The organism is Oceanidesulfovibrio marinus (assembly GCF_013085545.1).
GTDB classification, from domain to species: Bacteria; Desulfobacterota; Desulfovibrionia; order Desulfovibrionales; family Desulfovibrionaceae; genus Oceanidesulfovibrio; species Oceanidesulfovibrio marinus.
The window spans coordinates 4,534,812-4,554,664 of record NZ_CP039543.1; the positions used below are offsets into that span (position 1 = coordinate 4,534,812).

The window sequence follows — 19,853 nt, forward strand, 5'->3', positions numbered from 1 at the left end:
ACGCCCCCTGGATGCGCGATAACGCTAGATGATGCCTGAATCGGTAAGGATCTTTCTGAGCTTGGCCTCGTTCTCCGGCTGCAGGGGCACCATGGGCAGACGGAACTCCATGGGGATCTTGCCCATCATCGAGAGTGCGGTCTTCACCGGCGCGGGGTTGGTCTCCAGGAAGCAGGCGCGCGAAAGGGGCTGCAGCTTGAAGTGGTACTCGCGGGCCTTTTCGATGTCGCCTTCCGCAAAGGCCTTGCACATGCCGGCCATCCACGCCGGGGCGATGTTCGAGACCACGGAGATGACGCCGCAGCCGCCCACGGCCAGCAGGGGCAGCACGGTGAAGTCGTCACCGGAGATCAGCATGAAGTCCTTGCCGCAGTACTCGGCGATGTCCGACACTTGGTGCAGGTTCGCCGTGGCGTCCTTGGTGCCCTGCACCTGGGGAATGTCTTTGGCCATGCGCGCCAGAGTCTCGGGCAGCAGGTTCACGCCTGTGCGGCCGGGCACGTTGTACACGATGAAGGGCAGGTCCACCTCGGCGGAGATGGCCTTGAAGTGCTGGTACAGGCCCTCCTGCGTAGGTTTATTGTAGTAGGGCGTGATGAGCAGCAGGCCGTCGGCCCCGGCGTCGCGGGCGTCCTTGGCCAGCTCGATGGCTTCCTTTGTGTTGTTGGAGCCTGCGCCTGCGAGCACGGGGATGCGGCCGGCCACGTGTTCCACGCACGTGCGGACCACCCGTTTGTGCTCCTCGTGGGAGAGCGTGGCGGATTCACCCGTGGTACCGCAGGGCACCACGCCGTTGATGCCTTGCTCTATCTGCCAGTCCAGCAGGGCGCGATAGGACTCCTCGTCGAAGGCGCCGTTCTTGAAGGGGGTCACCATTGCGGTGAGAGCGCCATGGAATTTCATGAGTTGCCTCCTGTGGGCAAGGGAGGTTGTTTTGGAATGTAATAACGAGCCGTCATGTGCGGGAAGCATAGCGCAAGGCGAATCGCTGGTCCACCCGTCAGGCAATGATTCCCGCACGATTCAACAGGGTTCGCCGGAGTAATGCTTGGCTTCTGGCGGATGCCCCATGAGCGAGTCGATACGCTGTTTGATGTCGGCGCGGCGTTCATTGCCCGCGAGAATGGCCTGGGCCAGCTCGCTGAACCGCGCCATGTCCTCCGTAAGGCCGGACCGTTTCCAGTCCCGCCGCGCAGTGCGCACGGCGGATTCCGTCTCCCAGAGAGAGCCGTTCACCGCGCGCAGTTCCTGCATCAGGAGGAGCGCCTCTTCCGGCAGGGAGCCGCGCGCATCGAGCAGGGCGCGCATGCGCGAGAGCAACCGCGCCGCGTGCTCGCGGGGTCCGTTGTCCGGCAGCCGCTCGGCCTTGAGCTCCTGGATGGCGAGGCGGTCCAGAAACTCGCCCCACCCGACGGGCAGGAGCAGCTCGCCGGCGCATGAACAGGAAGAGGATTCGCTCATGCGCCGACGATATGGATTTTCAAATCGCTTGTAAATGATCCTGGATGCTAACCACAGCTCTTTCCGCGGCGTTTGCGCAGCAGGCTCCAGCCGCACAGGCCCAGGAACACCGCGGCGGCGGCGTAGTCGAGCACTCCGGCCCCTTCCTCGGCCGCGCCTCCGGACCATGTGGGGGTAGCGCCCAGCGCGCCGTACAGGGCGTCGGCGCCGACGCCCATAAGCAGTGCGCAGACCACCAGGGCGGCGAGGTAGACGATGGTCTCGCGCTTGCCGAGGATACGCGCCGTCACGGTGAGGGCGGCGATGTTCGTTGCCGGTCCGGCCAGCAGAAAGACCAGAGCCGCGCCAGGAGAGAGCCCCTGCCAGGCAAAGGCCGCAGCCATGGGCGTGGAGGCCGTGGCGCACACGTAGATGGGCAGGGAGAGCAGAAGAGCCAGCAGGTAACCGCCCCAACGGCCGCCCACGTACTGCTCCACAAAACCTGCCGGCAGCAGCACGGCCACGGCTCCGGCCACGGCAACGCCCACCAGGAACCACGGGCCTACGTCGCCGGCCAGCTCCAGAAATCCGTAGCGCAGACCCGAGGCCAGGCGGGAACGCAGGGCCGGGCGCTTGCGCGTGCCCAGCTCGGCCAGGGAGGGGCGCGGCGCATCCGGATTCGACAGCGGAGCCGTACCGGCAGGAGCCATGGGCAGGAGCGTGGGCCGGGGCTTTTCCGGCGCGGCGGCCCGGTCCACGGTCAGCCCGACCAGCACTGCCGAGAGCACGGCGGCCAGTGGCCGCAGCACGGCCATGATCGGATCGAGAATGATCCAGGTGACGGCGACAGAATCCACGCCTGTCTCGGGCGTGGCGGTCAGAAACGCGGCGGCGGCGCCTTTGCTCGCGCCCTGTTCTCGTAAGCCCGCGACCGCGGGCAGCGTGCTGCAGCTTCAAAGGGGAAGCGGCGCGCCGATGAACGAGGCAATGAACACGGCGCGTGCGCTGCGGCCCTTTTTCCCGCCGCCCAGCAGCCTGTTGACGAGATCCTGGGGCAGGAGGGCCTGCAACAAGCCGGCGCCGAGCAATCCAATGAGTAAATAGGGAGCGGCGCGCGCCGTAAGCTCAAGACATGAGGAGAACCAGCCGAAAAGATGAGTAAGGAACGTATCGGTCATCAGCGCAATCTACACAAAAGGGCGAGGCGGGCAAACTCAATTGTGTTTTAGGTAGCATAGACGTTTTTGAATGACAGTTCAAACGCATACCTCATTGTCTTGGTCAAAAATGTTAATTGAAGGGCTCGTAACAACGCAAGAATTCTGGAAGGAGCGACAAATCGTACAGAGTAAAACAATTGCATGACGATACTGTTTTGATTTAGGGTCCAACCAAACGGGCAGGTACCGGCATCCGACTTTTCGGAGTGCGAAAACGCACATTGTTGTATTGGGTAAATATACGGACATGTTGCCTGGCGTACGAATCGCGTGGCCCTTCCGGGATGGACAACCGTACCTGGAAGCTGGCGCAGGCCTAGTCAAGGAGGAGTTGAGTCCGTGTTCAAGAAGATGAATCTAACAGTGCGAATGATTCTGGGATTCCTGATAGTCACAGTCATTGCCGTGGGGGCCGTCTCCCTTGCCACGTTCTTTGCGACAAAGACCTCGATCGTGGAGGATGGCAAACAGTCGGCGATGACGCAGCTAGAGATGCTCAGTGTCTCGCTCAATGCGCTGTACGAGTCCACGCAGGATAAGGTGAACTCGGACCTGAAGCTGCTGACCGGTGAGATCGAGATGCTGGGGCTGCCTGCACTGGACAATGACGAGCCCATCACGACGACCGTCGTCAACCAGGAGACCGGTCAATCGGAACAGGTCACCATTCCCGTGCTGAAGCTTGGTTACGTGGCCATGAACGACGACACGAGCATCGTCGATCGCGTCAAGGATCTGGCCGGCGGAGGCGCCGTGACCATCTTTGAGGTGCTGCCGGACAAGCTGCTGCGCGTTTCCACCAACGTTCTCAAGACCAACGGCGAGCGCGCCACAGGCACCTATATCCCGAGCGACTCCCCGGTCTACAAGACCGTGATGCAAGACAAGACCTTCCATGGCAAGGCCTACGTCGTCAACGCCTGGTACTCCACGGCGTATTACCCGCTGAAGGGTGTACGCGGAAATATCGTGGCCGTGCTTTTCGTTGGCCGCAAGATCATCAACGAACAGGCAAAGCTGGTTCTCAGCAAAGCCAACCTGTACGGCAGGGGCTACTCCTTCCTCTTCAACGGCGAAGGCCAGCTTGTGTACCATCCCAATGACGAGCTCCGGGGCAAAACGCTCGACGATCTCGGGCTGGACAAGGAGCTGTTCGTCAACGCCAAGAACGAGATTGTGGAGTACGATTTCAAAGGCGACCACAAGTTCGCCGCCGTGGGCATGGTGGATGAGGACCTGGGCTGGCGCGTGGGGCTGGCTCTTTCAGAGAGCGAGATGCTCCACGGGCTGGACAAGAAGCTGCTCCAGAACTCCAGCATTGCCGCCGGTGCGGCCCTGGTGCTGATCATCCTGTTCGCGCTGTTCTTCACCCGTTCGCTCGTCAGTCCCATCAAGGCGTTGCGGGGCTACGCCGAGGAGGTGGCCTCCGGCAATCTGGACGCGCGGTCCGGCATTGTTCGCGGCGACGAGATAGGCGCGCTCACCAAGTCCATCCGGCACATGGTGGACACACTCAAGGGGTCGCTGCAGCAGGCGGACGAGGCGCAGCAGCAGGCCAAGGAGCAGGCGCGTCTGGCCGATGTGAAGGCGGAAGAGGCGGACCAGGCCAAGCAAGAGGCCGAGAAGGCCAAGGTGCACGGCATGCGGGAAGCCGCCGGGCGCATCGAGTCCATCGTGAGCAGCGTCACCTCGGCCACGGAGGAGCTTTCGGCCCAGGTGGACGAGTCCAGCCACGGCGCGAATATCCAGCGTGAACGCGCCGGCGAGACGGCCACGGCTATGGAAGAGATGAACGCCACCGTCCTGGAAGTTGCGCGCAACGCCTCCGAAGCGGCCAAGAACGCCGAGGACACCAAGGACAAGGCCAAATTGGGCGCAGACATCGTACAGTCTGCCGTGAACGCGATCCACGAGGTGCAGAAGCGCACCGACGAGCTGAAGAACAACCTGGGCCAGCTGGGCGAGCACGCCGAGGGCATCGGCCGGGTGATGACCGTGATCACGGACATTGCCGACCAGACCAACCTGCTGGCACTGAACGCGGCCATCGAGGCGGCGCGCGCCGGCGATGCAGGCAGAGGCTTTGCCGTGGTGGCCGACGAGGTGCGCAAGCTGGCCGAGAAGACCATGGCCGCCACCAAGGAAGTGGGCGAGGCCATCAACTCCATCCAGACCGGGGCCCAGCGCTCCATAGCCGAGATGGACGAAGCCTCGCAGGCGGTGTCGCGCTCCACCAAGCTGGCCGGAGAGTCCGGCGAGTCCCTGAGCGAGATCCTGTCCATGTCCGAGGGCACCTCGGAGCAGGTCCGCTCCATCGCCACGGCCGCGGAGCAGCAGTCCTCGGCAGTGGAGCAGGTGGGCCGGTCCACTGAGGAGATCAACCGCATCTCCATCGAGACTGCCGAGACCATGAACCAGGCCGCCCAGGCCCTGAACGAGGTTGCCCGACTCAGCTCGGAGCTCAACGCCATCGTCCAGGAGATGAAGGCCTAACCAGTCGGACTCAACTACCATTGATAGAAGACGTCAGGCAGGCGCCCGGCTTCCCATTGCGGAGGCCGGGCGCCTTTTGTTCGGATGTGCTATGCTTCATGTTCCGGACAAGTCGCGACGGACCGAGGATGCTCGTGTTCGTGATGGCGCGGGACAATTCTTTGGGCGAATGCTCTGCCCAACATTTCACCATCAAGGAATACCGTCGCGGCAGGTATGATATATTTTTGATGAATATCCGGGCGAACCAGAACACAAGGGACGATGCGATGACGCCGAACGAAAAAGACACGCACGAAAGCCGCGACGAGCATACAGGCCACAAGGACATGAACCACGAAGGCCATGGCGGAGGCCATGAGGACCATGGCGACCATGATGGCCACGGCGGCGGCCACGCCTCCCACCACGCCAAGATGGCGCAGGACTTCAAGCGCCGGTTCATTATCTCCACGGCATTGACCCTGCCGCTGGCCTACCTCTCGCCCATGCTGCGCACCCTGGTGGGGCTGGGCCAGCCCGAGTGGGTGCCGGGCCGCATGTACATCCTCTTCGGCATCGCCACCATCGTCTTCTTCTACGGCGGCATGCCGTTTCTCCGTCACGCCAAGATGGAGCTCAAGGACAAGCAGCCGGGCATGATGACGCTCATCGCCCTGGCCATCATCATCGCCTACGTCTACTCGGCCCTGGTCACGTTCGGACTGCCGGGCCGGGTGTTCTACTGGGAGCTGGCCAGCCTGATCGACATCATGCTGCTGGGCCACTTCATCGAGATGCGCTCGGTGATGAGCGCCAGCGGCGCCATGGAGGAGCTTGCCAAGCTGGTGCCCAACAAGGCGCACCGGCTCAAGGAGGACGGCTCCACCGAGGAGGTCGCGGTGAGCGATCTCAACCCGGAAGATACGGTGCTGGTCAAGCCCGGCGAGAAGATACCGGCCGACGGCGAAGTGGTGGAGGGCCGCTCTTCGGTCAACGAATCACTGCTCACCGGCGAGGCCAAACCCGTGGACAAGGAGCAGGGCGGGGAGGTCATCGGCGGCTCGGTGAACGGCGAGGGCTCGCTGACCGTGCAGGTGAAAAAGACTGGCAAGGACTCGTTCCTCAACCAGGTCATGGACATGGTATCCAAGGCGCAGGAGTCCAAGTCCAAGGCGCAGTCCCTGGCCGACAAGGCGGCCATGTGGCTCACCTTCGTGGCCATCGGCTCCGGCGCCATCACCATGGTGCTGTGGCTGGTGCTCTCGGGCAAGGAGTTCGTCTTCGCCCTGGAGCGCACCGTCACGGTGATGATCATCACCTGTCCCCACGCCCTGGGCCTGGCCATACCGCTGGTGGTGGCGGTATCCACGGCCATTGCAGCCCGGAACGGCTTCCTCATCCGCAACCGCACGCCCTTTGAGAACGCCCGCAGACTGCAGGCGGTCATCTTCGATAAGACCGGCACCCTGACCAGGGGCGAGTTCGGCGTGAGCGATGTGGAGCCATTCGGCGAGCTGGGCGAGGACGAGCTCCTGAAGCTGGCCGGAGCCGTGGAGGCCAAGAGCGAGCATCCCATTGCCCGGGCCATCGCAGACTCGGCGCGCGAGAAGCTGGACAGCCTGCCCGAGTCGCAGGATTTCGACTCCATACCGGGACGCGGCGCAAAGGCCACGGTGGATGGCCGGGAGGTCATGACCATCAGCCTGCGCTACGCCGGGGAGCAGGGCTACGAAGTGCGTCAGGAAGCGATCGATCCGCTGCTGGAGGAAGGCAAGACCGTCATCGCCGTGATTGTGGACGGCGCGGCCGCCGGGGCCATCGCCCTGGACGACGTGGTGCGCGAGACCTCGAAGCAGGCCGTGGCCGGTCTGAAGGAGATGGGCCTGCAGGTGATGATGCTGACCGGCGACAACGAGAAGGTGGCCGGCCGTGTGGCCAGGGAGTTGGGCCTGGACGACGTCTTTGCCGAAGTGGTGCCGGACGAGAAGGCCGCGAAGGTGAAGTCCGTGCAGGAGCGCGGACTGGCCACGGCCATGGTGGGCGACGGCGTGAACGACGCCCCGGCCCTGGCCCAGGCGGACGTGGGCTTTGCCATCGGCGCGGGCACGGACGTTGCCGTGGAAACGGCGGACGTGGTGCTGGTCAAGTCCAACCCCATGGACGTGGTCCAGGTGATCAGGCTCTCCAGGGAGGTGCGCAAGAAGACGGTGCAGAACCTGTTCTGGGCCATGGGCTACAACGTGGTTGCCATCCCGCTGGCGGCCGGCGTGCTTGCCTGGGCCGGCATTATTCTGAGCCCGGCGGCCGGCGCCGTGGTCATGTCGCTTTCCACGGTCATCGTGGCCGTCAACGCGCGGATCATGTCCATGCCGGATGCGTCATGATATTCACATCATGCATTAACCAACGGAAAATAATTGCATTTTTTGAGAATTTTCAGTATGTTACAAGGAGGTGGACAGACTGACTCTTTAAGACACCGTAACAAATTCGGATTTCGGCTGACCCGGCGACAGCAGGGCGATGGGCGGGGTGCGGCAGCGCTCCGGCCGCCGGTTCGGTTATCCGGAAATCCACATGACGACCAAGTTCTCAACAGCCAATATCTGGCAGATCACCATCGCCCTTGCGACACTGCTCTTCGCGGTTACCGGCCTCGTCTGCTACCAGCAGAGCAAGGCCTACGAGGCCGTGCGCAGCAACAACGTCGCCTCCATCGCCGAGCTGTTCACGGCGCTCCTTGAACAACCCGGGCACGTGGCCGACAGGAGCCGCCTCCACGCCATTGCGGGCGCCTTTCTCAATGAGCAACGCATCAGCGGCATCGTGCTGGAGGACGCCGGCGGCGGCGTAATCTACAAGGCCGGTCATTCCGGAGCCGGAGAGGCCAGCTACCGCGTCCCTCTGGGCAATTCCGCCGACTCCCTGGCTCCCGGCGGTGCGCTGGAGCTTTTTTACGATCAATCCCGGCAGACCGCAGCGCTGTCCAGCCTGGGGGCGATGCTGCTCCTGGGCAATGTTGTTGTCCTGGTCTTTTTCCAGGCCCTGATGCGGCTTGTGCTCCGGCGACAGCACAAGGCGGAGTCCCTGCTGGAGCAGCAGGAGGAACGGCTGCGCCTGGCTCTGGAGGCGTCCGCAGACGGCATCTGGGAGTACAATATTCTGGACAACAGCCACTTCCTCAGCGACCGTATGTACTCCATGCTCGGCTTCGAGCCCGGCAACAGGGAGGACGGCTGGCGCTTTCTCTTCCGGCGGGTCCACCTGGAGGACCGGGAAAAGGTTTCCAGAACCCGCAAGCTGATGGAAGGCGGGCTGCGCGAGACGCTGGTGACGCGATTCCGCATGGAGCGGATAGACGGCGAGTGGCGGCACATCCTGTGCCGGGCCAAGGTTGTGGCCGTGGACATGTCGGGCAAGCCGGCGCGCATCGCCGGGACCTTCACCGACGTCTCCCCCCTGGTGGACGCCCAGGAGGCGCTGGCCAACCTGAACCGGGAGCTGGAGGAGCGGGTGGAGCAGCGCACCACGGCGCTGGCCCAGAAGGCCGAGGAGCTGGCCGAGGCCAACCGCCAGCTGCGAGAGCTGGACCAGCTCAAGTCGAGCTTCCTTTCCTCGGTATCCCACGAGCTGCGCACGCCGCTGACCTCCATCCTCGGCTTTGCCCGGCTCATCGATAAGGAGTTCGTCAACAACTACTATGGCAGGTTCGAGACCGAGCGGGAGGAGCGCGCCGGCACCAGAATTCGCGACAACCTGCGCATCATCGCCTCCCAGGGCGAGCGTCTCTCCCGGCTGGTCAACGACGTGCTCGACCTGAACAAGATCGAGTCCGGCATGATGGAGTGGCGCGACGAGCTGATCGATCCGGCAAGCGTGCTGCAACGCGCCGTGGAGGCGACAACGCCTTTGCTGGAGGGCAAGCCCGGCGTCGAGTTTGTCGACGATGTGGAGTCCGGCCTGCCGCAGGTCCGGCTGGATGCGGATCGCCTGGAGCAGGTGGTCATCAACCTGCTGCACAACGCCGTCAAGTTTACGGAACAGGGCAGCGTGCGCCTGCAAGCCGGCCGTGACGAGTCCGGCGATCTGCGTGTCTGCGTGGAAGATACTGGGCTCGGCATCCCAGCCCACGCCCTGGATGAAATATTCGACAAGTTCCACCAGCTTCCCACGGACGCCCTGCACGGCAAGCCCGTGGGCACCGGTCTCGGCCTCTTCATCTGCCGGGAGATCGTGCGCCATTACGGCGGCAGGCTCTGGGTGGACTCCCAGGCCGGCGCGGGCAGCACATTCACGCTTCTCCTACCTGCGGCCAGCACGGCGCCTGTGGAAGCCTGACGAGGCACGCGGAAAGCATTCTCCTGCCGTCATTGCTCACAGTCCTTTAGCCCAGGAGGCCGTATGCGCGCTCTGTTGGTCAACCCCGCCTCGCCATACTCCTTCTGGAGCTTCGACAAGATTTGCCGGATGTCGGGCCGCAGGGCGCTCATACCCCCGCTGGGGCTGCTCACCGCCGCGGCGCTCTTTCCCGGGAGCTGGCAGCTGCGGCTTGCGGACCTGAACGCCCGACCCATCACGGATGCGGACTGGGACTTCGCGGATATCGTGCTCTTCTCCGGCATGCTCCTGCAGAAAAAGTCGCTGCTGGAGCTCATTGCCGAGGCCAGGCGGCGCGGCAAGACCGTGGCCGTGGGCGGGCCGTACGTGACCTCACTGCCGCAGGAGGCGCAGGAAGCCGGCGCGGATGTTATCGTACGCGGCGAAGGCGAGGACATCATCCCAGAGCTGGCCGCGGACCTGGCGACCGGGACACCGAAGGCCGTCTACACGGCGGGGGGGCGCCCGGCCATGACCGTATCTCCGCTGCCACGCTTCGATCTGTTGCGCCTGGACGACTACGCCACCATGTCCATCCAGACCTCGCGCGGCTGCCCGCACGACTGCGAGTTCTGCGACATCGTCAACCTCTACGGCAAGGTACCGCGCTACAAAGAGCCGCAGCAGGTCATTGCCGAGCTGGACGAGCTCTACCGCCTGGGCTGGCGCAACGAGGTCTTTTTCTGTGACGACAACTTCATCGGCAACAAGAAGCATGCGCGCCGGCTGCTCGACGCGCTCATCCCCTGGATGAAGGAGCACGGCGAACCCTTCGGCTTCTGGACCCAGGCGTCGGTGGACCTGGGGCAGGACCAGGAGCTGATGGACCGCATGACCGCGGCGAACTTCTCCACGGTGTTCGTGGGCGTGGAGTCTCCCGACGAGGCCACGCTGGAGCGTTCCCACAAGCTCCAGAACGTGAAGAACCCTCTGGCCGACTCCCTGCGCGCCATCAACAGGAACGGGCTCTCCATCATCGCCAGCTTCATCATGGGCTTTGACGGCGAGGAGGCCGGAGCCGGCGACCGCATCGTGGAGTTCGTGGAGGATGTGGGACTGCCGCAGGCCATGGTCAACCTCATGCAGATCCTGCCCAACACCCGGCTGTGGGAGCGCATGGAGCAGGAAGGGCGGCTGCGGCCCGGAGACACGTGCGGCGACACCGTGGGCCTGCCGCTCAACTTCGAGCCCTCGCGGTCCACCGAGGAGCTCCTGCGGGAGTACCGGCGCACGTGGCGGATGCTGTATGATCCGGCCGCCTACATGGGCCGGCTGGAGCGCTTCTACACGGCCATGCGGCCCACGCGTTCGGCCATGCGCAAGGGGCAGCAGGGCAGCCTGACGTTCGAGCCCGAGGCCGCCGCGTCGACCGGCAATAAAAAGACGCGGCACGCCGCGCCGGGCTACGACGGCTTCCGGCGCAAGAATCCGCTCCGGCATTTCTACTACGACGCCAGATCCCTGGCGCTGCTCACCTGGACGTACGGCGTGCGCTCCCCGGCCCGCGGCGCTTACTGGCGCGCCGTGCACGGCGTCTGGAAGCAGAACCGCAGCCGGCTGGTGCTGCTGTTCTACGGCATGGCCCAGGGCTACAACACCATGGCGTACCTGCGCGCCCTGGACCGCAAGCTGTCCCGGTACATTGATGCGATATCCAGGGAACCGCGCGAGGATCGCCCGGCCGGTGCAGATCACTGAGCCCTGCGGCCGATACCGTGGATCAGGCTCCGGCTGCGCTCTTCTCGCATCACTCTGAAACGACAACCGGACGGAGGCGTGTATGATCCTGCTGCTGCTCGGTCATCCGAACCCTGCATCCTTCAATGCGGCCATTGCCGAGCGCTGCCGCGCCGCGCTGGAGGCGGCCGGACACGAGGTCGTGTTCCACGATCTCTGCGCCGAGGGCTTTGACCCGGCGCTGCCTGCGGCCGAGTTCTCGCGGAACGCACCGCTGGATGCGACCATTCGCCAACACGTGGACGAGCTGTGCGCCGCAGACGGCATTGTGGTGGTCCATCCCAACTGGTGGGGCATGCCGCCGGCGGTGCTGGTGGGCTGGATCGACAGGGTGCTCCGGCCCGGCGAGACGTACGAGTTTCTGGAAGGGGACTCGGGCGAGGGCGTGCCGCAGGGGCTGCTGCGGGCGAAAGCCGCCGTGGTCCTGAACACCTCCAACACGGCGGCGGCACGGGAGCAGGCAGTATTCGGCGACCCGCTGGAGCGCATCTGGAAGGACTGCGTGTTCGGTTTGTGCGGCGTGCGCGACGTACGCCGGCGGATGTTCGAGACCATTGTGACCTCCACGCCGGAGCAACGGGAGGTGTGGCTGCAGGAAGCGGAGGCGTTGGTGGTGGAGGCGTTCGGCTGCGCCTCGTAGATTCGCGATTTTGCTAGCTGGACCGGGCGGTCCGTAACGCTGCGGCGCCTGTCCGCCCTGTGCCGGACGCGGAATCGAAAAAAAGAAGGCCCTCCCCCGAAGGGAAGGGCCTAAATCGCAGTGCGAAGTTGTGAAAGCGAAGGGCTACACGACTTCCACGTTTGCGGCGCGGTATCCCTTGTCGCTGCTCTCAATCTCGAAGCGAACGGAATCGCCTTCGCGAAGGGACTTGAAACCCGAGCCCTGAATTGCGGAGAAATGCACGAAGACATCCTCGCCGCCGTTGTACTCAATGAAACCGAAACCCTTGGAGTCGTTAAACCACTTCACTTTACCTTCGTACGTCATGTACTTTGTTCCTTCGTCTGAATTGTTCATGAAAATGGGATCAGCAGTGCGGACAACGCGTCCGCGCCGTCATGAATCCCGCTAGGCGACGCTGACGAGCTCGACCTCGAAGTTGAGTGTCTTGCCGGCAAGCGGATGATTGCCGTCCAGGGTCGCATTGCCGTCCGTGATATCGATAACCGAAAGAAGGGCGGTCTGGCCGTCCGGAGTGGTGGAGCGCAGGACCGCGCCGATCTCGACGCCGTCGGGCAGCTCTGTCTCCGGCACCTTCACGATCATATCCTCCCGGTGCTCGCCGAAGCCTTCCTCAGGGGGAATGGCTAACGTTTTTTTCTCGCCTTCGCTCATACCCACGAGGGCGTTCTCCACGATGGGGAACACCTTGTTCTCGCCGATGACAAAGGTCACGGGTTCCTTGTCAGTGGACGTGTCGATGACTGTGCCGTCCTCAAGCGTACCCGTGTAATGGATGGTCACTTCAGAACCGGTCTGTGCTGTACTCATCACTTGCCTCCCGGTGTTTTTGCGTTCATGGGTGAGCCGCCTCGACGGGCGACTCTTCCTGAGCCAGCGGCTCTATTGGCTGCCGGCTTAGCTCGTATTCCTGCTGTAGACTTTCCATAAGCTGAGCGACAGGCACAATGGATTTAACCCGGTGCGCGTTGGCGCCAGCGAAGACGAGTCCGTGTTTCATGGAGCCCTTGCGCGCGTTCAGAAGCGCCAGGGCGATGCAGTAAGGACTGTCTTTGTGCTCACATGTCTGTATGCAATGGAAAGGGCAGGAAAAGGGTATCTTGGCGCCGTCCTCCACGTCATCCAGAAACTCATTGCGGATGGCGCGGCCCGGCATGCCCACCGGGCTCTTGACGATGGTCAGGCTCTCTTCGTCCGCATCGACGAATGCCTGCTTGAAAGCCGGGTCGGCGTCGCACTCGTCCGTTGCAACGAAGCGGGTGCCCATTTGCACGCCGGATGCGCCCATGTCAAGAAACTTGCGGATGTCGCCGCCGGAGTACACGCCGCCCGCGGCGATGACAGGAATTTTTGTGCCGGACTCTTGCTCGAACGGGGCCACTATCTTCACCACCTCGGGGATCAGGCGCTCCAGGGCGTACTCCTCATCGTCCAGGTGCTCCGGCTTGAATCCCAGGTGGCCGCCGGCCTTGGGGCCCTCCACCACAAAGGCGTCCGGCAGGCGATTGTAGCGGGAAAGCCACTTGCGGCAGAGTATCTTGGCGGCGCGGGCCGAGGAGATGATCGGCACGAGCTTGGTGCTGGACTTCGCGTCCACGAGCTCCGGCAGATTGAGCGGCAAGCCAGCGCCGGAAAAGATGATATCGATGCGCTCTTCCACGGCGGCGCGGACCAGGTGGGCAAAGTTGGTGAGCACCACCATGATGTTCACGCCGATAATGCCCTTGGTCTTGTCCTTGGCAGCGCGGATCTGCTTGCGCAGGGCGCGGCTGTTGGCCGCGACGTAGTCGGTCTTGAAGTCGGGCTCCTGCCAGCCGATGCCCGGCGTGGCGATGACGCCGATGCCGCCGGCGTTGGCCACGGCCGAGGCGAGCCCGGAGAGGGAAACGCCGACGCCCATGCCGCCCTGGATGATGGGCAGTCTGGCCGAGAGCCCGCCGATGGAGAGAGAAGGTAGTGGCATAATCTACATAGCCCCGGAAACTGCGCAGGCGGATGACGCGGCAGGCATGTCAGCCGCAAGGGCGGCGTGGCCATGAATGAACGCGCTGCTACGGATTTCGCATACGTCCGAAGCGCGAACGCAGACACGTTGAGGGTAAATAAGAAAGCGCTGCGCCGGAACGGACGCCACGTGCCGGAAATCAGAGGCGTGGGGAGATGTCTGGAAAGACAAGTACTTTCAGTCCTGCTCGAAACTCGGGGTCACACAAGACCGAAAGTATGCCTGCTTCGGGGGATGCAGAGGATACTGCTCTGAAAAATTCAGATGATCGATGCGTGCCTTGTTTCATGGTGTCCTAGCAAGGATCGACAGCCTACGCAAGCGTTGCAGCTTTCATTGATGAATATTACATATTCGTCATAACAATAACGGTAAAAAGGACATTTCCATCATGAAACATCTGATTGCATACGCTTCATCGGCAGGAACCACCCGCCGCGCCGCGGCAATGATTCGCGACGGTCTGGCTGAGCGCGGTGTGGAGGCGGAGCTCTTTGACCTGCGGCGGTACACCCGTGGCGAGCTGCCTGCGGCGGACGAGCCCCTGTGCCTGTGGATAGGATCACCCGTGTACGCCCAGCACCCAGTGCCGTACTGCGCCGCATTCATCAAGGCGCTGGGCGCGCCGGAAGGCTCTTGGTGCGCGCCGTTCGTGGCCTGGGGCGGGGTGTCCACCGGCGTTGCCCTGGAGGAGCTGGGCCAGGCCGCGCTGGACGCCGGGTACAACCTTGCCGGCGGGGCGCGCGTGCTCTGCGCGCACTCCAACCTCTGGCGGGAGGCGGACCGGCCCCATGACGACCGGCCGAACGCACAGGACAAGGCGCTGCTGGCCGAGCTGGCCGGCACGGTTGTCGAGCGCATCGAAGTCGGCGAGCCCTGCGACATCGAGAGCATGCGCCAGCGCATCCCTGTCGTGCTGGAGGCGTCCGCCCAGATGAGCATGGATAAGATGCGCACGATGATACCCAAGCCGGAGCTGGACGCCGCCGCCTGCATCGGGTGCGGCCTGTGCGCCGAGGAGTGCCCCGCGGCTGCCATCACCCTGGAAGGGGAGCCGCCCCTGCCGCACATCGGTCCGGCGTGCGTCCGCTGCCGGGGTTGCGTGCGCGTCTGCCCGGAAGGTGCCTTCCTCGCCGACATGAGCGGCGCGCCGAAGCATCTGGCCAGTTTGATCGAGCGCTTCCAGGAGCCGGCAGAAACCACGATCTACTGACGCTGCGTCGCGCGCACAGGGGGCGGCAACCCGCCGGCCGGGGCACAATCCCGTTTGACATCTCGGCGCGGGAGGTCTAGCCGAATGTGTCCCGCTTTTGGGGGGGACTGAGAGCCGCTGGCAAACCTTTGTCTGCGTTTGCTATGGCTCGCTCGGATTTCGGCTTCGTCAACCTGCATCGGCGTAGGACTCGCTACGTCTGTTTCGGTTTTTCTGCCCGAACCCGCCCCCTCGCGCCCGGCGCGGCGACCGGTTTTGTCAGAGACTCTTCAAAGCGCGATTGAGTACTACGCGCGCAATGGCGTGGGGTAATCACCCCGAGACGTGACCCGTTCGGCAGGCAAGCGGACGGAAACCACAGTGAACGCAGGAGCGTGCTTCATGGGCCAAGCGCCGCGCGCGTCGATCATTTCCATGGCTTTCGTGGTCACGGGCAATCTGCTCGGGGCCGGCATTCTCGCACTTCCGGTCAACACCGGCCTTTCAGGATTCATCCCATCGCTGGTGAGCATCCTTCTGATGTGGGCGGCGATGTTCTCCACAGCCCTGATCCTGGCCTCGCAGAAGCATTTTGCCGAGAGCCCCACGGCCGATCTGCCGAGCTTCTTCGGCGCGGAGCTGGGCGCGGCGGGCAAGTGGATCACCGTGCTTGCCAACCTCGTGATCCTCTATGGCCTGCTCACGGCGTATCTGAGCGGCGCGGCCTCCGTGCTGGAGGATATTCTGGGCGCCAAGGTGCCGGGCTGGGCCCTGCTTGCCGGCTTCTTCCTGGTTGCCAGTCTGCTCACAGTGTTCGGCATGAAAATAATGAGCCGCTGCAACGCCGTGCTGATGGTCTTCCTCTTCGCGTCGTTCATCCTGCTTGTGATTTTCGCCGCGCGGTTCATGAAGCCGGAGCGGCTGGTCTACACGGACTGGAGCTACCTGCCGGCCACGTTACCCATCGTGGTTACGGCGTTCCACTTCCACAACATCATCCCCACCATCTGCCGCTCCATGAACTTCGACTTCAAGGCGGCGGCCAAAGCCATGTTCATCGGCATGGGCATCGGCTTCGTGATGAACTCGCTGTGGGTGCTGGTGGCCGTCGGCGCGCTGCCCCTGGCCGGGAGCGGTTCGGACACGCTGCTGCACACCTTCCAGACCAACCTGCCGGCAACCGTGCCCCTGGCCGATCTCATCCGTTCCCCGGCGTTCACGATCGGGGCCATGATGTTCGCCCTGGTGGCCATCACCACGTCGTTCATGGCCAACGGCACGGCGCTGCTCGGTTTTGTGAGCGATCTGACGACGCGGAACGGGCGCACGCCCTCGCGCATCGTGGTGCTGTTCCTGGCGCTGGGGCCGCCGCTCCTCATCGCTCTGGTCTACCCGGCCATATTTCTCAAGGCGCTGGACGTCGTGGGCGGCGTGGGCATCGTGGTCATCTTCGGCATCCTGCCCGGCGTGCTGCTGGCAAAGCAGCACAGGGGCAAGCTGCGCCTGGCCGGCATTGTGCTCGTGGCGGTGTTTTCGGTCGTGCTGCTGTACGAGATAGGGCAGGAGACGGGCATGTTGCGAATAGAGCCCGCGGCCGAGTACTGGCACACGGGCTCCCCACACGTGGTGCCGCAGTAGGGCCCACGCGCTTAGCGGTTCGCTGCTACAGGGACGGCATGTCCACCACCTGGACGGAGGTCGCCTGCAGGCCCTTGTCGCCCTGCACGATGGCGGCGACCACGCCGGCGCCCTGGCGCAGGTCGTCGAAGTCGCGTCCGACAACGGCGTTCTTGTGGAAGTAGACGTCGCGTTCGTCCAGGGTGCGCAGGAAGCCGTAGTCCTCGCCGTGGAAGACCTTGGCGACAACGGCGTTGGCCTGCTGCATGGGGTGCTGTTTGACCTCGCCGCGCTGCTTCTCGGTAATCTTCTGCAGCTTGCGGCGGGCGGCGTCAAAGGCCTCGCGGACCGTGGGCAGAAGCTCGGCGGGAATGGGCGGGGCCACTGCCTCGCGTTCGATGGCGAACTCCTTGCCCGGGGCGACGTTCAGATTAAGGCGGATGCGGAAGGGGTTGCCGCCGCGCTGATTCTTGTCCTCCATTTCCACGGCCACGCGCAATGACGTGATGTGGTCGCAGACCTGCTCCAGCTTGTCACTCTTGGAACGGACTAGGTTCTCAATGGTTCTGCCTCGATCCTCAATGCCGGTGATCGATATTTCGATGGGGACGTCCATTCAACGCACCTCCATAAGGGTGTATGTTGGTTGGTTTCCTACTGCCGTGGCCATTGTGCGCATCCCACGTCCCCCTACGGGTCCGTATGCCGCGGCCGGAGCCGGTTCCCGGCCTCCTGACCATGGCCGGAACCACAGCGGGGCATGGGATTCGACTCCACCGTACCATCTTCCAGGCCGTTCGCCCACCGCCGGGGGATGAAAAATCATCAAAAATAGCGGAACGTGGGGCAGGGGGGAGATGCGGCGGGGAAAGGGTCCTTGCATTCAGTAGACGGAAATGCATATCAAGAGGCAACTATCGAACTGGTTGTCTGGAGAAAACATGGCAGAGTCCTTTTGGAAGCAGCTTTTCAGAAAAATCGACAAGGCCTGTTATCGCCCGGCCTGTGCAATACGCTCCCGGTTTTTCGGCATACTATGCAAGATATTGCTGGTGGTCACTTTTCTCGTGGTATGGGATTTCGTCGCGCATCAGGAAGGTGTTGTTCGTACATGGGTGTCCCACGCATGGAATGAGCTGCTTTCGTTGATGGGCGACGGGGGCACGCCCGCTCCTCCGTTTGAAGTCGCCAAAAGCCTGGGCCTGCTTGTCGCGGCGTTCCTGGGCCTCGGCTTCACGGCGTGGCGCGCCTTTGCCTACGATCGCCAGACCGTGGTGGCGGAACAGGGCCATCTCACAGAGCGCTTCAACAAGGCTGCGGAGCAGCTTGGCAGTGAGCACATGACCGTGCGCATCGCGGCGATCAACGCCCTCTGGCGCATCGGCGTGGACAGCAAAAGCCAGGACGACAAACGCGCCGTGCTGGACGTGCTCTGCGGCTTCGTGCGGGAGTATAGACCCGAGTCGCTCGCACAATCCGCCCAGGTGCAGAAAAAGCGTCTCGCGCGCGCATTGCTGAAGCGAAAGCACACGGTATCTCCGCTCAAACGCAAAGCAACGCAACAAGTGTGCCCACCAGACGTGCAGACCGTGCTCGACTTCCTGGGCAAACGCATGGACGCCCTGCACTTCAAGCCGTGGCGCATGGATTACGCCGTGGACCTGAGTGGCGCTTACTTGGCAGGTTGCAATCTGTCTGGGTATTCCCTGCGAGGCATAAGTCTCCATGGTGCGAACCTGTGCCGCGTCCAAGCGGAGGGAGTGGACCTTGCCCAAGCAGATCTGGGGGAGGCCAACGTGCAGGGAGCCAACTTAACCTTTGCGCATCTGGCCGGAGCCAAACTTTGGGATGCGTATTTGGTCGGAATCAATCTCGGTGGAGCGCATTTGGACAGGGCCAATCTCGGTAGAGCGCATTTGAACGAGGCCAATCTTTTTAGGGCACATCTGGACGAGGCCAATCTGGGTGGAGCGCATCTGGATGGGGCCAGTCTCGAAGGAGCGCATCTGGTTGGGGCCGATCTCTTGAGGGCGCGTCTGGCCGGGGCCAATCTCCGTGTGGCGCATCTGGACAAAGCCAATCTCAATGGAGCGCATCTGGCCGGTGCCGATCTTTCGAGAGCGCATCTAAACGGTTCTGATCTTTCGAGCGCGCATCTAGAGGGGGCCAATCTTTGGAGCGCGCGTCTGGAACGTGCTATTTTTCGTTTGGCGCATCTGGAAAAGGCTGATCTCAGGGATGCGCATTTGGATGGGGCTGATCTTTCGAAAGCACATCTGGATGGAGCCGATCTCCGTGTGGCACGTCTCAACGGGGCGAATTTTTTTGAAGCACATCTGAACGGGACTGATCTTCGTGCGGCGCGTCTGGAGGATGCCTGTCTTTGGGAAGCGCATTTTGACGGCGCCAATCTCAAAGATATCCATCTCAACAGGGCGGCTCTCTCCGGGGCAATCTTCAAGAATGCTAGGAACCTTCGCCAGAAGCAAATAGATGCAGCCTGTTGGGATGGTAAATATCCACCTACGCTCCCCCCTGGGTTCACCTGTCCGCCTAATTACTGCGAGTGGGACTTGGCAGAACAAAAAGTCGTCCCCATCGATCCCCCGGACGCCATTGCCCCCTGTCCTGCAAAAGAGCCCGACGAATAGGAAAGACGCCCGCGCCAAGCGCAAGGCAGTCCGGCCAGGCGGTACAAGCCGCAGTTGCTCAGCCGCGTGAACGGCCAGCTCTGTGTTGAGCCATCTGCGCGCCACGGTATGCTGAATTAGGGAAGGGGAGAGACGCCCCCTGAAGGGCATCGTCGCGAATCGATTCTACCCGTATACCTACCCGTGAGCCGGCTATCGCCGGCAGGCAGGATGGGCAACAATCCGGAAAACATGGTCGGGGCGGCCCGATTCGAACGGGCGACCCCCTGCTCCCAAGGCAGGTGCGCTGCCAGACTGCGCTACGCCCCGACTGTGTTGGCATGGGTTAACGGACTTGGCCCCCGGATGCAAGCGCTACGCGTCCGAAATCCCCAGAAATGCGATGTCCTCCGGAGCTTAGCTCTTCCGATCATTTGGCTTTTCGGATAGGTTGAACCCGGCCGGAATTCCTGAATCC

16 protein-coding genes and 1 tRNA gene are annotated in these 19,853 nt (G+C 63.1%); 8 read left to right on the top strand and 9 right to left on the bottom strand.

Annotation, left to right across the window (positions count from 1 at the left end; all coding sequences use genetic code 11):
• Window positions 1–24: 24 nt before the first annotated feature.
• The 4 genes from dapA to E8L03_RS19870 all read right to left on the bottom strand — a co-directional run bounded on the left by dapA (window position 25) and on the right by E8L03_RS19870 (window position 2,618).
• Window positions 25–903, bottom strand: coding sequence for a 4-hydroxy-tetrahydrodipicolinate synthase (gene dapA / locus E8L03_RS19855; protein ID WP_144306870.1), 879 nt, complete (start codon window positions 901–903; stop codon window positions 25–27).
• Window positions 904–1,023: 120 nt separating this feature from the next.
• Window positions 1,024–1,461, bottom strand: a complete 438-nt coding sequence (locus tag E8L03_RS19860) for a hypothetical protein (RefSeq protein WP_171268300.1) — start codon at window positions 1,459–1,461, stop codon at window positions 1,024–1,026.
• A 47-nt stretch (window positions 1,462–1,508) separates the two neighbouring features.
• Complete coding sequence (locus E8L03_RS19865; protein ID WP_171268547.1) at window positions 1,509–2,381, bottom strand: permease; 873 nt, start codon at window positions 2,379–2,381, stop codon at window positions 1,509–1,511.
• Window positions 2,382–2,393: 12 nt separating this feature from the next.
• On the bottom strand, window positions 2,394–2,618 hold the full coding sequence (locus E8L03_RS19870) for a hypothetical protein (RefSeq protein WP_171268301.1): 225 nt from the start codon (window positions 2,616–2,618) through the stop codon (window positions 2,394–2,396).
• A 381-nt stretch (window positions 2,619–2,999) separates the two neighbouring features.
• On the opposite strand from E8L03_RS19870, the gene E8L03_RS19875 reads away from it, so the two are divergent.
• From E8L03_RS19875 to E8L03_RS19895, 5 genes are all read left to right on the top strand, one after another.
• Entirely contained in the window at window positions 3,000–5,153 is a 2,154-nt protein-coding gene (locus E8L03_RS19875; RefSeq protein ID WP_171268302.1) for a methyl-accepting chemotaxis protein, read from the top strand.
• A gap of 269 nt (window positions 5,154–5,422) precedes the next feature.
• On the top strand, window positions 5,423–7,519 hold the full coding sequence (locus tag E8L03_RS19880; protein WP_235896728.1) for a copper-translocating P-type ATPase: 2,097 nt from the start codon (window positions 5,423–5,425) through the stop codon (window positions 7,517–7,519).
• 193 nt (window positions 7,520–7,712) lie between these two features.
• Window positions 7,713–9,473: a PAS domain-containing sensor histidine kinase gene (locus E8L03_RS21135; protein WP_171268303.1), complete on the top strand. Its 1,761-nt coding sequence runs from the start codon at window positions 7,713–7,715 to the stop codon at window positions 9,471–9,473.
• A gap of 63 nt (window positions 9,474–9,536) precedes the next feature.
• Window positions 9,537–11,210, top strand: a complete 1,674-nt coding sequence (locus tag E8L03_RS19890; RefSeq protein ID WP_171268304.1) for a B12-binding domain-containing radical SAM protein — start codon at window positions 9,537–9,539, stop codon at window positions 11,208–11,210.
• Between the two features lie 82 nt (window positions 11,211–11,292).
• Window positions 11,293–11,889 carry an NAD(P)H-dependent oxidoreductase gene (locus tag E8L03_RS19895; protein ID WP_144306863.1) on the top strand — a complete coding sequence of 199 codons (597 nt, stop codon included), beginning with the start codon at window positions 11,293–11,295 and terminating at the stop codon, window positions 11,887–11,889.
• A 144-nt stretch (window positions 11,890–12,033) separates the two neighbouring features.
• On the opposite strand, the gene E8L03_RS19900 is transcribed toward E8L03_RS19895, so the two are convergent.
• From E8L03_RS19900 to E8L03_RS19910, 3 genes are all read right to left on the bottom strand, one after another.
• Window positions 12,034–12,237: a cold-shock protein gene (locus tag E8L03_RS19900; protein ID WP_144306862.1), complete on the bottom strand. Its 204-nt coding sequence runs from the start codon at window positions 12,235–12,237 to the stop codon at window positions 12,034–12,036.
• A gap of 81 nt (window positions 12,238–12,318) precedes the next feature.
• Complete coding sequence (locus E8L03_RS19905) at window positions 12,319–12,741, bottom strand: FKBP-type peptidyl-prolyl cis-trans isomerase (RefSeq protein ID WP_144306861.1); 423 nt, start codon at window positions 12,739–12,741, stop codon at window positions 12,319–12,321.
• A gap of 25 nt (window positions 12,742–12,766) precedes the next feature.
• Entirely contained in the window at window positions 12,767–13,894 is a 1,128-nt protein-coding gene (locus tag E8L03_RS19910) for an NAD(P)H-dependent flavin oxidoreductase (RefSeq protein WP_171268305.1), read from the bottom strand.
• 433 nt (window positions 13,895–14,327) lie between these two features.
• Here E8L03_RS19910 and E8L03_RS19915 point away from each other — a divergent pair, with 433 nt between their 5' ends.
• Entirely contained in the window at window positions 14,328–15,149 is an 822-nt protein-coding gene (locus E8L03_RS19915; protein ID WP_144306859.1) for a 4Fe-4S binding protein, read from the top strand.
• 381 nt (window positions 15,150–15,530) lie between these two features.
• Window positions 15,531–16,766 carry an aromatic amino acid transport family protein gene (locus tag E8L03_RS19920; protein WP_144306858.1) on the top strand — a complete coding sequence of 412 codons (1,236 nt, stop codon included), beginning with the start codon at window positions 15,531–15,533 and terminating at the stop codon, window positions 16,764–16,766.
• Between the two features lie 25 nt (window positions 16,767–16,791).
• Here the strand turns inward: E8L03_RS19920 and E8L03_RS19925 are convergent, their stop codons facing one another.
• Window positions 16,792–17,361, bottom strand: a complete 570-nt coding sequence (locus E8L03_RS19925; protein ID WP_144306857.1) for an HPF/RaiA family ribosome-associated protein — start codon at window positions 17,359–17,361, stop codon at window positions 16,792–16,794.
• Window positions 17,362–17,686: 325 nt separating this feature from the next.
• On the opposite strand from E8L03_RS19925, the gene E8L03_RS19930 reads away from it, so the two are divergent.
• Window positions 17,687–19,396 carry a pentapeptide repeat-containing protein gene (locus E8L03_RS19930; RefSeq protein ID WP_171268306.1) on the top strand — a complete coding sequence of 570 codons (1,710 nt, stop codon included), beginning with the start codon at window positions 17,687–17,689 and terminating at the stop codon, window positions 19,394–19,396.
• A gap of 232 nt (window positions 19,397–19,628) precedes the next feature.
• Here E8L03_RS19930 and E8L03_RS19935 read toward each other — a convergent pair.
• A tRNA-Pro gene (locus tag E8L03_RS19935) sits at window positions 19,629–19,705 on the bottom strand.
• Window positions 19,706–19,853 lie beyond the last annotated feature (148 nt).